General features: G+C 70.4%; 12 protein-coding genes. 6 read left to right on the top strand and 6 right to left on the bottom strand.

From position 1 onward, the window contains the following. Positions 1-108 precede the first annotated feature (108 nt). Positions 109-366: a helix-turn-helix domain-containing protein gene (locus tag QM711_RS19035; protein ID WP_415102258.1), complete on the bottom strand. Its 258-nt coding sequence runs from the start codon at positions 364-366 to the stop codon at positions 109-111. Between the two features lie 100 nt (positions 367-466). Here QM711_RS19035 and QM711_RS19040 point away from each other — a divergent pair, with 100 nt between their 5' ends. The 3 genes from QM711_RS19040 to QM711_RS19050 are packed head-to-tail and all read left to right on the top strand — an operon-like array spanning position 467 to position 4,847. Next, the gene (locus QM711_RS19040) at positions 467-871 is read left to right on the top strand and encodes an FxLYD domain-containing protein (protein ID WP_415102260.1); all 405 of its coding nucleotides are present in this window, start codon (positions 467-469) and stop codon (positions 869-871) included. 29 nt (positions 872-900) lie between these two features. Further along, positions 901-2,313, top strand: a complete 1,413-nt coding sequence (locus QM711_RS19045) for a 3' terminal RNA ribose 2'-O-methyltransferase Hen1 (RefSeq protein WP_415102262.1) — start codon at positions 901-903, stop codon at positions 2,311-2,313. Further along, entirely contained in the window at positions 2,310-4,847 is a 2,538-nt protein-coding gene (locus QM711_RS19050) for a polynucleotide kinase-phosphatase (protein WP_415102264.1), read from the top strand. The genes QM711_RS19045 and QM711_RS19050 overlap by 4 nt, the downstream gene beginning before the upstream one ends. Positions 4,848-4,923: 76 nt before the next feature. Here the strand turns inward: QM711_RS19050 and QM711_RS19055 are convergent, their stop codons facing one another. The 3 genes from QM711_RS19055 to QM711_RS19065 are packed head-to-tail and all read right to left on the bottom strand — an operon-like array spanning position 4,924 to position 8,117. After that, a complete protein-coding gene (locus tag QM711_RS19055; RefSeq protein WP_415102266.1) occupies positions 4,924-6,363 on the bottom strand; it encodes a hypothetical protein in 1,440 nt (479 codons plus the stop codon). Next, entirely contained in the window at positions 6,363-6,800 is a 438-nt protein-coding gene (locus QM711_RS19060; protein WP_415102268.1) for an ester cyclase, read from the bottom strand. Before QM711_RS19060 ends, QM711_RS19055 begins: the two co-directional genes overlap by 1 nt. A gap of 12 nt (positions 6,801-6,812) precedes the next feature. Further along, positions 6,813-8,117: a Calx-beta domain-containing protein gene (locus QM711_RS19065; RefSeq protein WP_415102270.1), complete on the bottom strand. Its 1,305-nt coding sequence runs from the start codon at positions 8,115-8,117 to the stop codon at positions 6,813-6,815. A 208-nt stretch (positions 8,118-8,325) separates the two neighbouring features. Here QM711_RS19065 and QM711_RS19070 point away from each other — a divergent pair, with 208 nt between their 5' ends. Both QM711_RS19070 and QM711_RS19075 read left to right on the top strand, forming a co-directional pair. Continuing rightward, positions 8,326-9,552 carry an AAA family ATPase gene (locus QM711_RS19070; protein ID WP_415102272.1) on the top strand — a complete coding sequence of 409 codons (1,227 nt, stop codon included), beginning with the start codon at positions 8,326-8,328 and terminating at the stop codon, positions 9,550-9,552. Between the two features lie 124 nt (positions 9,553-9,676). Then, positions 9,677-11,140, top strand: coding sequence for a LuxR C-terminal-related transcriptional regulator (locus QM711_RS19075; protein ID WP_415102274.1), 1,464 nt, complete (start codon positions 9,677-9,679; stop codon positions 11,138-11,140). Here QM711_RS19075 and QM711_RS19080 read toward each other — a convergent pair. Beyond that, positions 11,124-14,195 carry an alpha-mannosidase gene (locus tag QM711_RS19080; protein ID WP_415102276.1) on the bottom strand — a complete coding sequence of 1,024 codons (3,072 nt, stop codon included), beginning with the start codon at positions 14,193-14,195 and terminating at the stop codon, positions 11,124-11,126. The genes QM711_RS19075 and QM711_RS19080 overlap by 17 nt on opposite strands. 312 nt (positions 14,196-14,507) lie before the next feature. Here QM711_RS19080 and QM711_RS19085 point away from each other — a divergent pair, with 312 nt between their 5' ends. After that, a complete protein-coding gene (locus tag QM711_RS19085; RefSeq protein ID WP_415102278.1) occupies positions 14,508-15,545 on the top strand; it encodes a LacI family DNA-binding transcriptional regulator in 1,038 nt (345 codons plus the stop codon). 102 nt (positions 15,546-15,647) lie between these two features. Here QM711_RS19085 and QM711_RS19090 read toward each other — a convergent pair. Further along, positions 15,648-15,942, bottom strand: a 295-nt coding sequence (locus QM711_RS19090) for an ROK family protein (protein WP_415102280.1), incomplete at its 5' end; no start/stop codon positions are given.

The raw sequence follows: 15,942 nt of genomic DNA on the forward strand, positions 1-15,942 counted from the left end.
CGCCTTCTGTCAACACCGCTTCATCAGCTGTTCATTGGTCAGGGCGACTATAACGGAGTTTGGGCTAGTGAACTCAAGTGAATGCCCCGTGCCTCCGCTTTGAGCCGGTCATAGGCCGGCGTCCGCAAGCAGCCCCGACACAGATCTGCCGAGCACATCCGCCAGGCCGACGAGTGTGGAGAGACGAGGGTTGGAGGGACCGGAGGCGCCTCGGCGACCAGACGAGCGGCCGGCTTCGATCAGCTGGAGCTGGTTCTTCGTGATGCCTGCCCGGAAGGCGAGCGCCTCCTGAGACAGGCCATGTTCCTCGCGCATCCTGCGCAGCGCGACGCCGAGCAACCTCGCGCTCGGTTCGCTCCACGACACGCCGAAATGATCTAAAGCGGGCCTTCCATAGAACACCCTATATAACAGGTCTTTCGTATAGGGTTAGCGGACTTGCACCCCACTGAAGGAGCCTCACCCCATGAAGTTGCTGTTAGCCGTTCTCACCGGCCTCCTACTTTTCGCCGGATGCTCGTCCAGTCCTACGGCGGAACCAGCTACCAGCAAGCCGGCGCCCTCGGACAAGGCGAAGGAGACGCCTAAGGCCGAGACTCCCAAGCCCGAGGGCCTCGTCCTGCAAAAGGGATGGAAGGTGAAGCGCAGTTTTGGGTACGCGAAGGTGGTTGGCATCGTGAAGAACTACGGCGATGCCGTCGACACCTATGCACAGATCACCTTCAAGGCCTATGACAAGAAGGGCAACAACATCGGCGACTGCCTGGCGAACACCAATAGCATCGATGCCAAGGGCACGTGGAAGTTCGAGGCCGCGTGCCTGAAGACCGGCGTGACGAAGGTTACGTTCAAGGAGGTCACCGGGGGCTGAGGGCAGCTGCCCGCTGACACAATGGCGAGGTGCTGTTGACCTTGACCATGACCGGCCCGGACGCCCCGGTGCTGGGTCATCTGCTGCACAAACACCCCGACCGGGTACAGACCTTCACCTTGCCGGTCGGTGCAGCCACGGTGTTCTATCCGGAGTCGTCGGCCGAGCGGGTGACGGCCGCGCTGCTGCTCGAGGTCGACCCGATCGCCATGGTGAAGCGTCGCTTCAAGTCGCGTGACGGCATCGCCCTCGCTGACTACGTGACCGACCGCCCCTATGCGGCGTCCTCGATGCTGGCGGTGGCGCTCGGCCGGGTGTTCAACACCGCCCTCAACGGACGCAGCGACTCCTTCCCCCAGCTGGCCGCGGCGGCGCTGCCGCTGGAGATCCGGGTTCCGGCGGTTCCCGCGCTGCCGCCACGCGGCATTGGTTCGGGTGCCGAATGGGTGCGCCGGCTGTTCGAGCCGCTGGGCTGGACGGTGGAGACGCACCGGCGTGACCTGGGACCCGGCGGCGACTGGGGTCCGGCACCGTACGTCGATCTGGCCCTGACCGGACGGCTCCGGCTCGCCGACGCGCTGTCCCACCTGTATGTGCTGCTGCCCGTTCTCGACAACGCCAAGCACTACTGGGTCGGGTCCGACGAGGTGACCAAGCTGGTCCGGCGCGGCGAGGGCTGGCTGGCGTCCCACCCGGAACGGGAACTGATCGTCCGGCGCTATCTGGCCTCGCGCCGCGACTACGTCGAGGACGCCACCGCCCGGCTCGAGGCGTTGGAAGGGACTGTGACCGCGCCCGATCCGGAGCTCGAGGACGAGGCGCCGACCCCGCTGAAACTCCAGCGACCACAGGCCGTCCTGGACGCCGTGCGAGAGGTGGGTGCCCGCAGGGTCGTCGACATGGGCTGCGGCGAGGGCTTCTACCTGCGCGCACTGCTCGCCGAGCCGTCCGTGACCGAACTGATCGGGGTGGACGTATCGCCCCGGGTGCTGGAGCGGGCCGAACGGCGGCTGGGGCTGGACCGGCTCGCGGATCGGCAGCGGGAGAAGCTGTCGTTGTGGCAGTCGTCGGCGACGTACCGGGACGACCGGTTGGCGGGGTTCGACGCGATCCTGCTGATCGAAGTCATCGAACACCTCGATGCCGACCGGGTGGTCGCCCTTGAGGCGAGCGTCTTCGGCGCCGCCCGGCCGGCGCATGTGGTGCTGACAACGCCGAACCGCGACCACAACGTCGTCTTCGGGCTACCCGACGGCCAGTGGCGGCATCCCGATCACCGCTTCGAATGGACGCGGGCCGAGTTCGCCGCCTGGGCCGAATCGGTCGCCGGGCGGTACGGCTACCGGGTCGAGTTGCGCGGTGTCGGCACCGCAGACGCCGAAGCCGGACCGCCGACCCAACTCGCCCTGTTCAGCCGGGTCGACCCGGAGGTGCAGCGATGACCGAGTTGCCGATTCCGGCGCTCAGCCTGGTGGTGCTGATCGGCGTCTCCGGCTCGGGCAAGTCCAGCTTCGCCGCCGATGCCTTCCGGCCCTACGAGGTGCTGAGTTCGGACTACTGCCGTGCGCTGGTCAGCGGCGACGAGAACGATCAGTCGGCCAGCGCAGACGCTTTCGACGTGCTGCACCACATCGCCGGCAAGCGCCTCGACCGCGGCCTGCTCACCGTCGTGGACGCGACCAATGTGTCCCGCGAAGCCCGGGCGTCCCTGGTGCAGCTGGCCCGCGATCACGACGTCCTGCCGGTGGCGATCGTGCTCGACGTGCCGACCCAGCTGGCGATCGCCCGCAACGCGGCTCGCGCCGACCGGAGTTTCGGCGAGGGACCGATCCGGCGCCAGGCGTCCCAGCTGCGCCGATCGATCAAGGGGCTGGGCCGCGAGGGCTTCCGCAAGGTGCACGTGCTGTCGTCGGTCGACGAGATCGCCGAGGCGCGGATCGTTCGCGAGCGGCTGCTGAACGACTTCCGCGACCAGCACGGGCCGTTCGACATCGTCGGCGACGTGCACGGCTGCCTCGACGAGTTGCTGGAGCTGCTCGACCGGCTCGGCTATCGAGTGGCGTGCGACGATCTGGATCGCGCGGTCGATGCCGAACATCCGCAGGGACGCCGGGTGGTCTTCGTCGGCGACCTGGTCGACCGCGGGCCGTCCTCGGTGGGCGTGCTGCGGCTGGCGATGGGGATGACCGCCGCCGGGCATGCGTTGGCGGTGCCCGGCAACCATGAGGCGAAGCTGATCCGGGCACTGGACGGCCGCAACGTCCACGTCGGTCACGGGCTGGACCGGACCCTGGCCGAACTGGCCGAGGAGACCGACGAGTTCCGGCTCGCGGTGCGGGAGTGGTGCCGAGGCCTGGTCTCGCACCTGGTCCTCGACGACGGCAACCTGGTGGTCGCCCACGCCGGGCTCAAGGAGGCCTACCACGGGCGCGCGTCCGGACGGGTTCGGTCGTTCGCCCTCTACGGCGACACCACCGGCGAGACCGACGAGTACGGACTGCCGGTGCGGCTGCCGTGGGCCAACGAGTACCGCGGACGCGCGGTGGTCGCCTACGGCCACACGCCCACCCCGACGCTGGACTGGGTCAACAACACGCTCTGCCTCGACACCGGCTGCGTGTTCGGCGGACGGCTGTCGGCGCTGCGCTACCCCGAGCGCGAAACGGTCTCGGTGGACGCGTCCGCCGTCCACTACGAGCCGGTGAAACCGCTGGTCCCCGAGGTCGAGCAGCGCGACCCGGACGAGTTGCGCCTCGACGATGTGACCGGACGGCGCTCGATCGAGACCACCGTGATGGGACGGGTGACGATCACCGCCGAGGACGCCGCCGGTGCGCTCGAGGTGATGAGTCGGTTCGCGCTGCACCCGAGGCTGGTGCCGTACCTGCCGCCGACCATGTCGCCGGTGGCGACGGCCAAGCGGGCCGGCTACCTGGAGCACCCGGACGAGGCGTTCGCCACGTTCGCCGAGTGGGGCGTTGAGCGGGTGGTCTGCCAGGAGAAGCACATGGGTTCGCGGGCGGTGGTGTACCTGCGCCCGGACGGCGGCTCGGTCTACACCCGGACCGGCCGCTCGTTCTTCGGCGCGGAGCTGACCACCCAGCTGCTGGACCGGGTGCGCACAGCGGTCGGACGCGCCGGGCTCGACCGCGAACTGCAGACCGACTGGCTGCTGTTGGATGCCGAACTGCTGCCCTGGTCGGCCAAGGCCGGCAAGCTGCTGCGCGAGCAGTACGCGCCGGTCGGGGCGGCGGCGCTGATGGCGTTGCCGGCCGCGGTCTCGGCGCTGCGGATGGCGGCGGCGCGCGAGGTGGCACGGGGGGACGGTTCTTTTCGTTCCACTCGGCTTGATGTTGGGCCGTTGCTGGAGCGGACCGAATCCCGGTTGTCGAATGCCGAGGCCTACGATGCGGCCTGGCAGCGCTACGTCTGGCCTAGTCAGGGCTTGGACGGGGTGCAACTCGCGGTGTTCCAGGTGCTGGCCGCCCAGGGTGCTTCGTTCGCCGGACGCGACCACGAGTGGCACCTCGCGATTGCCGACCGGCTGGTGGCCGCCGACCCGGAACTGTTCCGGACCACCCGACGGCTGCTGGTCGATGTCGGGAACGGCGAAAGTGTTGCGGCGGGCGTCCGCTGGTGGGAGGAACTCACCGACGCCGGCGGTGAGGGCATGGTGGTGAAACCGCTGGCCAACCTGGTGCCGGTCAGCAAGGGACGTCGTCCACAACCCGGTCTGAAGGTGCGTGGCCGGGAGTACCTGCGGATCATCTACGGCCCGGACTACACCGAGCGGGGCAATCTCGACCGGCTGCGGAACCGCAATCTCAGCCGCAAGCGCTCGCTGGCGCTGCGCGAATACGCACTGGGGCTGGAGGCCGTGCACCGGCTGGTCGCCGGTGAGCCGCTGTGGCGCGTCCACGAGGCGGTGTTCGGGGTGCTGGCGCTCGAATCCGAGCCGGTCGATCCGAGGCTGTGAGGGCGAACGACCCGTTGCGCACGGCGTGCTGGACGCCGTGCGCAACGCGATCTAGTTCCATCCCGGGATCATGCAGCTATTGAACTCGAGCCCGGCGATCCCCGGTCGGGACGGCTGACCGGTGCATTCCCGGGTGCGACGAGACATCCCGCAGGAACACCCCCGCCGACCGATCGACGAACCCCGGCGCAACCGGAATGAACTGGCCGTCGATCCGGACGCCGTTGAGGTCGGGCCCGAGCTTCGCGGCCCGGCTGACCAGCTCGGACGTGCTGACCGGTTCGGGCCGGCCGCTCCGCAGGCGCTGATCGAGGACGTCGACAGCGGTGACCAGCTCGGCCGGGGTGAAGGTGCAGTGCCCAGCACGATCCACGAAGAACTGCTGCAGCAGTGTGCCGTTGCCGGACCGGGTGACGGCGCGGCGATAGGCGTCCTCGTGTTCGGGGGCGACGGCGCCGTCCCCGGTGTCGTGCAGGGTGACCACCGGACGGCCGTGCAGCCGTCCGGACGGGGTGGCGAACCGGTTCGCGTACCGCCGGGCGGAGGAGTCGGCGTGCACCCGAGGGGCCTTCGCCAGCCGGTGCAGGTCAGCGGTCAGGTCGAGTCCGGCGGCCGCGTACAGCCGTCGCACCTCGTCCCGATCAATCGACCACTTCAGCTGTTTGGCGTAGTCGATCCGGGTATTGGAGGACGGGTTGCCGCCGGCGTGCTGCTCGACGTCGGCGCGTCCCAGGGTCATCATCGTGCCGACCAGATCGGTCAGGTAGGACAGCTGCGCCGACTCCGCGGCGCCGTCGTCCCCGGCGTCCGGACGCGGGGTGCCGGCGCCCGACCAGCCCGGCATGCCGGTCATCGCCGCCGCCAGGGCGATCCGGGCCCGTCCTTGCGGGGTCTTCTGGGCCTGGTTGAGGGCGGCCAGCAGACGATCCTGGGTGCCGGCCGGGTCGCGATCGTGAACCAGAGTCAGATCGGGCGCGATCAGGGTCTTGATCACGAACATGGTGTCGAGATAGGTGTCCCAGAGCCCGACGGTGCCGGCATCGATCCCGCAGGCCGACAGCGCGCCGTCGAACCCGGACGCCGCCCGCTCGGCCAGCGCGAGGCTGATCAGCCCGCCCTGGGACGAGCCCCAGGCGACCACCCGGGACGTCCCGCCCAGACCGAGCCGGGCGATCCCGGCCAGCTCGGTCTGCTCCCGGACGGCCGCCTCCACGGCATACCCGGATCCGTAGGCCGTCCCGGCCAGCGCGTAGCCGCGAGCGAGCAACGCGGTGGCGGTGGTCTCATCGGGTGCGAGCTCGGGTTGGTCCGGCTGTCCCGGCGGAACCAGTCCGTGGCTGTAGACCAGGACGGTGCCGTTGTACTTGTACGGGATGTCGATCCGGTAGGCAGCGCCGTCGCTCAGCTTCCCCCGGCTGCTGCCGACCTGGGCCGCGCTGCTCGCTGGCATGACCAGCACCCCGGCAGCGGCGAGGACGGCGGCGACCGAGGCGCCGACCCACCATCGGCGGTTCATCACGCACCTGCCTTGATGGTTGCGCCGAGCTGGAGCAGCCGGCCGAGGTCGTCGGCGTTGCGCCAGGTGAAGGCGATCCGGTCGCCGCGGATGCGCATCACGAAGGTCGCGGTGAAGATCTGCTCGACGCCGCGTCCCGGCACGCCGAAGAAGGATTCCATCCGGCAGCTGTTGACCGCCCGGACGGCGACCAGGTCACCCTCGGCGAGCACCAGTTCGGGCTGCCAGGTCTGCTCGACCGGGCCGATCGTGCGGCGCAACTCGGCGAGCCCGTCGCGTCCGCGCGGCATTCGCGGTGGGCCGCCGACCATCGTCCAGTCGTCGGTGATCAGATCCTCGAGGGCGTCGTAGTCGTCGGCGCTGATCAGGTCGAGGAAACGCAGTGCGGTGGCCTTATTCGCGGCCAGTGGGTCGGTGGATTCGATGAAGGTGGACATGACAGTTTCCGTTCAGTCGTCGTTGGTGATGGTGCCGGTGCCGGTGGCATCGCCGATGGCGAAGCCGCCTGCGGAGCCGGTCAGCTTCAGTGCGAAGGTCTCGGTGGGTTCCTTCGTCCCGTCACCGCGAACCGTGACGTTGACGAATTTGGTGGTCTCCCCGGCGGCGAAGGTGAGCGTTCCCGAGGTGGCGGTGTAGTCGGAGCCGGCCTTGGCGGTGCCGTCCGCGGTGGCGAAGTGCACGCTGACCGGGCCGGGGCTCGGGGTCGACAAGGCGACCGGAATCCGCAGCGTCCGGGTGGTGCCCGCGGCGCCTTCCGCAGTGCTCGCGTCGCCGGCCCTGATCAGTGCGGCGGCCAGTTGGTGCCGGACGATCTCGAGGCCGCTCTGGCCGCCGAAGCCCGCCAGTGCGATCGCGTAGGTCTTGCCCGGCTTGGCGAAGAACCGCACCCGGGCGCGATGATCGCCGGGAGCCAGGTCGTCGTTGGAGGCGACCTCGACCAGGGTGGAGTCGTCGTAGACGGCGAGCACCGGGTCGTAGCGGGACTGGGTGGTCTGGAACTCGGCGACACCGGCCGTCTTCGGTGACCAGCGGTACCAGACCGAGGTCGACGCGCTGGTGCCGGCGTGCTTGGGTTCGCCGGTCTCAAAGCGGGTGCCCTCGTTGTGCACGGCGAAGGTGGTGAAGCCGCCGGCCGGAGGATCGACCAGCGGCTGCCGTGCTGCGAAGTCGTCGTTGGTGGTCCAGGTCAGCTTCACGTCGCCGACGGCCGTGCCGAAGCCGTCCACCGCGATGAAGTAGTCGACACCGGCCACGGCATCGAACCGGATCTGGCTGTCGGTGGTCGAGTTGTCCAGGATCAGGTCGTCGTTGGCGGCGAGCAGTTCGATGGTGGACACCGTCACCGGAGCGTTCCGGGCGGGCTGGTACGCAGCCAACACCGTGTCGAAGTTGCTGCCGATGGTGCGGAAGATGACGTGCCCGGTGATCGGTGAGCGCCACCGGTACCAGATCGAGTTACTGGCCGGGTTGAGCTGATCGCCGTGCGAGCGCTCGCCGGGCTCGGCAGTGGACCCGATCGTCGAACCGCTGATCGAGCCGTTGTCGCTGGGCAGGAACTGGGCGCCGGCCAGGTTGTCGTTGGCCGGGGCGATGAGCGCTGCCCGGGCTCGGACGCCCGGGGCTGAGCGGCCCTTGACGACGACCTTCTTCGGGCCGAGATCGACCGGACCGCTGTCGGCGGGCGCCGGGGTGGCGGCGGCCACGCAGACCGCGACGACGGCGGCGGCGCTCAGGGAAACACGGACGAATCGCATGATGCTCCTTGAGGTAGTGGTGATGGTGGACTGGGTGCCGTGCTCGGCACTGCTTGGTTGAGGCATGTCTCAAGCCTCCGGTGAGGCGGCGTCCGGCACCCTGGGGTCGCCACCCCAGGGCGACCCCAGGAACCAAGCGGAACCTCTGTGCCGGCCACCCGGGCCGGCCCCGTTGCGCCGACTGCGGGCAGCGGCCAAGCTGGCGGCCATGACGAGCGGTCGTCGCCTGTTCGAGCGCGAGGTGGAGGTGCGGCTGCTGCACGGCCTGGTGGACCGGGCAGCCGCCGGTACCGGGGGCATCGTGCTGATCGAGGCCGCCCCCGGGCTCGGGAAGTCCAGCCTGCTCGCCGACGTAGTCGAGTACGCGACCGAGGCCGGCCTCGGAGTGCTGCGTGCGGCGGGTCACGAACTGGAGGGTGACTACGGGTGGGGGGTCGTCCGGGCGCTCTTCGACCCGACGCTGCGGCGGATGCCGGCAGAGGCCCGGAGCGAGGTGCTGGACGGGCCCGCGCGGGCGGCCGCCACCGCGCTGTCGGTAGGTCCGGAGGATCCGCGGGCCGCCCAGGATCCCAGCGCGATCGTGCCTGCGCTGTACTGGCTGACGGTCAACCTGACCGAGAGCCGGGGGCACCTGATGGTGGTCGACGACGCGCACTGGGCGGACGAGCCGAGCCTGCGACTGCTCGTCTACCTGGCGGCCCGGGTCGAGTCGCTGCCGCTGGCGATGGTGGTCGCCACCCGTCCGGGCGAAGGACCGGCGCTGTTGTTGGATCATCTGGCCCGTCGCGTCCCCGAGGTCGTGACCCTGGCGCCGCTGAGCGCAGCGGCGTCCGTCCGGCTGGTCGAGGATGAGTTGGCGAACCTCCAGCCGGCGCTGCGGGATCGCTGCGTCGAGCTCGGCGCGGGGGTTCCGCTGTATCTGGTCGAGATCGTCCGGGCACTGGCCGACGGGACGGAGTGGACCGAGGGCACCATCGGACGCGGCCTGGCCGCCGCGCGTCGTTCGCTCAGCCACCTGCTGCGGCCTCGGCTGGCGGCCTTGTCGCCGTCCGGACGTGCGGTCGCGGACGCGATCGCGGTGCTGGAGTCGGAGGTGACCGTGCCGGTGGTCGCGGGTGTGGCCGGGGTCGATGTGGCCACCGTCCTGGACGCCCTCGACGAACTCGACCGGGCCGAGCTGGTGTCGTCGGCATCGCTGACCTTCAAGCATCCGCTGCTGCGGGACGTCGTCTACGGACTGTTCGGAACCCAGCGCCGCGCGGATGCCCACCGTCGTTGCGCACAGTTGCTGGCCGCCGGGCGCGCCCCGGTGGAACGGGTCTGCGGCCACCTGCTGCTGGTCGTGCCGGGGACGGACGCCGAGGTTCGGCGGCTGCTGACCAGCGGCGCCGAGAGTGCGATGAGCAAAGGAGCGCCGCGGTCGGCGATCAGCTGATCTGCAGCGCGCGCTGCTCGAGGACTGTGACCCGCACACTCGCGGCACCCTGCTCGGACGACTGGGCGCCGCTGAGGCCGCGGCAGGGGAGCCGCGCGGCGCCATCGATCGCTGCACCGCCGCGTTGGCCCTGGTCGACGACCCCGAAGAACGCGCCCGGCTGCAGCTGCAACTCGGACGCGCCTGGCACGATCGGGGTGAGCTGCAGACTGCCGCCGAGGTGCTCGACGGCGCCCTGACCGAGCTGAGGCGGCGGAGCTCGGAGCTCCGGGCGACGAGCGACCTGGTGGGCGAACTTGAGGCCGCCTATCTCACCTCGGCGGCGCAGGTGATCGGGCTCGACCGGCTGGTGCAGCGGGTCGCCGGTCACCTGGTCTTGCGGCCGGCCGAGGCGAGCGTCGTCCAGCTCGGCCTGATCAGTAAGGCGCTGCTGATTCACAGTTGGGCGGCGCAACCGGTCGGCTCATGGCGGCAGCTGGCGGCCGACCTGATCGACGACGCCCGCCTGGTCGAGGATCCGCGGGCAGATCCCCAGTCGCTGTGGCACTTGACCGGGGTGGCAATCGCCGGCGACAGCTACGAGTTCGCCGACCGGGCCGTCCATAAGATCGCCGCACGCGCCCGGCTGACCGGTTCGGTCAGTGACCGGGCTGCACCCTGGCTGCTGAACGGCAGGCTGCGGCTGATCACCGGCCCGGTCGACGATGTCGTCGAAGATGCCCGGGCCGGGGTCGACGCGATGCGGGACGGCGGCTTCACCTATCTGTCGGGCTTCGCGCAGGTCCTGGTGCAGGCGCTGATCGAACGCGATCAGCTGCCGGAGGCGCGAGCGGTGCTGGCCGAGCTGGACACCGCGACGCCCCAGGCGGGCTACCTCGGGCTGTGGCGGGATGTCGCCGCCGCGGCGCTCGCCGAGGCGACGGGCGACGATGCCGAAGCACGGGACCGGAACCTTGCGGTGGGACGGCTGTGCGCCCGGCTCGGCGTGGTCAACCCGTCCGTCCAGGCATGGCGAACCGGGGCGGCCCGAGCCTGCATCCGGCTCGGCCGGACGGCTGAGGCGGACGAACTGCTGGACGAGGACCGGCGACTCGCCGAGGGATTCGGCGCTCCTCGGGCGAAGGCGCTGAACCTGTGGACCACCGCACTGGCGGCCGAGCCGGACCAATCGGTGCCGATGCTGCGCCGGGCCGCGGACCTGCTCGGTGGCTGCGGAGCCGTCGTCGACCAGAGCCGGGTGTTGACCGATCTGGGGGCGGCGGTCCGGCGTGCCGGGCGGCCGGCGGACGCCCGGCCGGTGCTCCGCGAGGCGCTGGGGTTGGCGTCCGGGGCGGGTGCGTTGGCGATCGCTCGGCAGGCCCGGGAGAACCTGCACCTGGCGGGCGGACGGGTATCCGCCGCCGCCTCAGCCGCAGACCCGCTCACGCCCGGTGAACGTCGGGTGGTCGATCTCGCCCGGGCCGGGCGGACCAACCGGCAGATCGCCAATACGCTGTACATCACCGTCAAGGCGGTCGAGTGGCACCTGGGAAATGCCTACCGAAAACTCGGCATCCGGTCCCGAGCCGAGCTCACCGAGCCGGGGTGACCCGGATCGTCCGCACCTGGAAGGGTCGCAGCGCCAGGCTGACCGACACCCGGCCGGGCCGCGTTGGCGCGTGAGCGATCAGCTCACCCGGACGTTCCAGCAGATCGGCCTCGCGCACCGAGGTGACGGGCAGGTCGAGGGACACCTCAGTCGTGGCGCGTCCACCGGACGACTCGTAGAGCCGGACGATCAGGTCGCCGGAGCGGTCGTCGGCGAGCTTGACCGCGCTGATCAGCACCCGCGGGCCGCTCGAGGTCACCAGGGGCGGCAACTCCGCGCCCGAGGCCGGTCGCGCCGGGGTGTTGATCGCCCAGCCCAACTCGGTGGCCCTGGCCTCGTCGGCGCCGAACGCGAGTGCGAACCGCATCCGCTGGACGCCCAGGTCGGCCCGCGGGTCCGGGAACCGCGGTGCCCGGAGCATCGAGAACCGGACGTCGGAGACCACCGTGCCGCCGCGGCGCGAGCGAACCACGTCGAAGCCGTAGCTGGAGTCGTTGGCGAACGCCACCCCGAAGCCGGGCTCCCGCACCAGGAACCAGCGCTGGGTGTGGGTTTCGAACCGCGCGTTCTCCCACGAGGTGTTGTCGTGCGTGGTCCGGGAATGGAAGCCGAACTGGGTCTCGGCGACCGCGGTGTCGGCGAACACGTCGATGGGGAAGGCCAGCTTGAGGAACTTCTCGGTCTCCTGCCAGTCCACGGTGTTGTCGATCAGCAGTGCCCGGCCGTCTGCCGACAGTGAGAGCCGCTGCTCGATGGACGACCTCCCGAACGTCCGCCGCACCACGATCGCGTCGCCGTCGAGCGATACCTCATCGGCGGTGTCCAGGTCGCGCCGCATCTTCCGGTAGCTGTTGTCGACGTCCCAGGCGTCCCACAGGTTCGGGAAGTCCTGGTGCAGCTGCAGCAGGTTGCCCCGCTCGCCGGCCACGATCGCGTCCCGTCCGGACTCCAGGTCGACCGCGCTGATCAGGTGACCATCGGCGTCCACCACCACCCGGACGGATTCGCTGGCCAGCACGAACGCGTCGCCGGAGGTGTTTACCGACGGCGCCGATCCGGTGGCGGCGAGGCCGACCGCGCCGGTACCGACGCCGGACTGGGCGACTGGCGCGGAGTTCACCAGCAGAGTTCGCCGGGCGGGGGTCTCGGGGGTTTCGACAGGCTCAACCGGCGGGGTCTGGGTTTCGACCGGCTCAGCCAGGGTGACTCCCAGTGCACCGAGCGCGTCGGCGATCACGCCTTCGAGGATCGCGCTCACCTTCGCGTGCCGTTCGGCTGCCTCCCGGTGCACCCAAGCGATGGACGTGCCGGGCAGGATGTCGTGGAACTGCAGCAGCAGCACCTCGCGCCAGGCCGCGTCCAGCACCTCGTACGGATACTCGTGACCAACCCGGACCGCCGCAACGGTCGCCCACAACTCGGCCTCGACCAGCAGTTGCTCGTTGCGCCGGTTGCCCTGCTTCATCTTGTGCTGGGTGGTGTAGGTGGCGCGGTGCCGCTCAAGGTACAGCTCGCCCTTCCAGACCGCGGGCTCGGGCAGTTCGGCCTTGGCCCGCTCGAAGAAGGTGTCCGGGGTCTCCCAGACCACGCGCGCGCTGCCCTCCAGGTCGGCGAGCCGGCGGGAGCGGGCGATCATTTCGCGGGTGGTTCCGCCGCCGCCGTCGCCCCAGCCGGTCGGGGCCAGCGAGGACGAGCCGACTGAGCGCTCCTTGAAGTTTCGGTCGGCGCGGGCCACCTCGTCGCCGGAGAGCTGGGAGTTGTAGGTGTCCATCGGCGGGAAATGGGTGAAGATCCGCGAGCCGTCGATGCCCTCCCAGTCGAACGAGCTGTGCGGGAAGACATTGCGCTCGTTCCAGGAGATCTTCTGGGTCAGGAACCACTCGAACCCGGCCCCGACCAGCAGCTGCGGCAGGGCGCCGGAATAGCCGAAGCTGTCCGGCAGCCAGGCGCCGCGGCATTCGATGCCGAACTCGTCGCGGAAGAACCGCTGGCCGTACAGGAACTGCCGGATCATCGCCTCGCCGCCTGGCAGCACCGCGTCCGCTTCGACCCACATGCCGCCGACCGGGACGAACCGGCCGTCGGCGACGGCCTGCTTCACCCGGGCGTACACCTCGGGCCGGTGTTCCTTGACCCAGGCGTACTGCTGAGCGCTGGACATGGCGTAGATGAAGTCGTCGTGCTCGTCCATCAGCGTCACCATCGAGCTGGTGGTGCGGGCCACCTTGCGGACGGTCTCGCGCAGCGGCCACAACCAGGCCGAGTCGATGTGCGCGTGACCGACGGCGGTGATCAGGTGGGCGGACGGCGCGGCCGGACTGGCCAGCGCCTCGGTCAGCTGGGCCCGGCCCGCCGCCGCGGTGCGGGCGACGTTCTGCAGGTCGACGGTGTCCAGCGCGCGGTCCAGGGCGAACAGGATCTTCGCCCGCCGCGCGGACGCGGCGTCCAACTGCTGGGCGAGCTGGAGCAGCACCTCGACATCGTGGACGAGCTCGAACACCTCGGTCTCGAAGACAACCACGTCGGCGCGGCGGACGCGATAGAGCAGTTCTTCGCCGGCCGTCTCCCAATCGCCGGACTCGGTGGGCAGGAACGGCACGTAGTCGAGCAGCACCGGGTTGGACGCCGCCTCCACGTAGAACTCGATCGGCTCACCACCGGCGGCCTCGCGAACCACCGGGATCCACTGGGCGCGGGGGTGCAGCGACCGCACCGGGCTGCCGTCCGGCCGGTGGACCAGGCCCTCGATCTGGAAGCCGGTCATGTTGATGTCGAAGCCTAGATCGAGCAGCACCTCGACCCGCTGCCCGGCGAACTCGGACGGCACCGTGCCGGTCACCCGGAACCAGGTGGTGTCCCAGGCCCGGCCCCAGGCGTCGCCAGCGGCCGCCGGGACATACTGAGCGGCAAGTCCGTCGGCGACCGGGATCGGCTCGCCGCCGACCCGGTGTGCGGCCAGGGTGAGCGGATGCGGCCGGGAGTGGATGGCCGGGCGTAGCCGCTCTTCGAGGACCCGGGCGGCGCGGGCCAGCGAGAGATCCTGGTTGTCGTGCATCAAGCCTCCACGGTCGCGGCGAGCGTCGTCGGCGACGCTGCGCGCTCGATTCTGCCGTACTGCCTTCCTCGCGCCCGCCGACACGCGCCCCCGGGCGGGCGGCACGGACGTGCTCGTCGGTTCGGCCCGGGCCATACTCCCCGGGCTCAGTCCCTTGTCAGCACTCGGACACCGGGCAACTCGGCGGGGACCGGACCCCGCCGACGTCTGGCCCAACTCCCGCCGGCCACCTGCAAGGCGGGGCCGATCGCCGCCGGTCACGGCTGCGTTAAGGTGGGCGCGCGACGGAGTGCGCGAGTGGGAGGCGGGACGATGGCCACAGATGCAGGTGCTCCGCGTCCCGGGCGGGTGACCATCGCGGACATCGCCCGCCGCGCCGGCGTCACCACGGGTGCCGTGTCGCTGGCCATCAATGGGAAGCCGGGCGTCTCCGACATCACCCGGGCGCGCATTCTGCAGATCGCGGACGAGTTGCGCTGGCGTCCGAACCACGCCGCGAAAACCCTGCGCGGCAAGAGCCCTCGCTCGATCGGCCTGGTGCTGACCCGGCCGGAAGAGGTTGTCGGCGAAGAGGTCTTCTTCACCAAATTTCTGGTCGGGGTCCAGTCGGTCCTGAGCCAGTGCGGCTACTCGTTGCAGTTGCGGATGGCCACCGACCTCGCCGCCGAGAGCACCATCCACGCCGAATGGATCGCCGACGGCCGGGTGGACGGCGTGCTGGTGCTCGATCCCCGCCTCGACGATCCACGGGTCGCGGTGCTGCTGGAACTCGGCCAGCCCGCGGTGATCGTCGGCGGCGACCAGGACACGGCGACGCTGACCAGCGTTCACACCGACGACGGCCCCTTCATGCGAGCCGCCTTCGACCATCTGATCGGCTTCGGCCATCACCGGATCGGCTACGTGACGGGCGATCAGAGCTTCGCCCACATTCGTCGCCGCATCGATGCGTTCACCGACTGCGCGTTGGAGAGCGGAGTCTGGGGAACCACCCTGGCCGGCGAGTTCGTGCCGAAACGGGCCAAGGAGGCGACGCGCAGGCTGATGTCGTCGCCGATGCGTCCAACCGCGCTTCTCTTCGACAACGAAGTCATGACGATCGCCGGAATGGCCACGCTGGCCGAGATGGGGCTGACCGTGCCGGCGGACGTATCGGTGCTGTCCTGGGAGGACTCCGCCACCTGCCAGGTGCTGCACCCGACACTGACCGCGCTGAACCGGGACGCCGCCGTGCTCGGCAAGCAGGCAGCCGGCGCCATCCTGCGCCTGCTCGACCGTGACCCGGTCGTCGAGGTGTCGGTGCCGGCCCGCGTGGTGCCGCGCGCGTCCACCGCTCCGCCGGCGTCATGACCCGATCTCCCGCGGCTTGATTCACCGACCCGGCGAACCGACCCCGGCCTGGATGGGTCGCTTCCGCCGGTGAGGGCAGGCGCAGCCACTGGGACGGTTCGGCTAGACCAGCAGGTCGGAGCGGTGCACCAGGGCGGCGGCGCCGATCAGCGGGGAGTCCCCGGCCAGGGCTGCCCGCTCGACCCGCACGGCGCGGGCGAACGCGTTGACCGCGCGGGAGTCGATGGCTGCCCGGATGTGGTCCACATAGTCGTCGGACACCAGGGAGAACCCGCCGCCGACTACGGCAAGTTCGAGGTCGAGCAGTGTTGCGGCGTTCACCAGCCCGGTGCCGACCGCGGTCGCCGAGCGCACCACGGCGGCGACCGCGAGCTCGTCGCCGGCGGTGTAGGCGGCG

This window comes from Micropruina sp., assembly GCF_047602385.1.
Taxonomy (GTDB): Bacteria; Actinomycetota; Actinomycetes; order Propionibacteriales; family Propionibacteriaceae; genus Micropruina.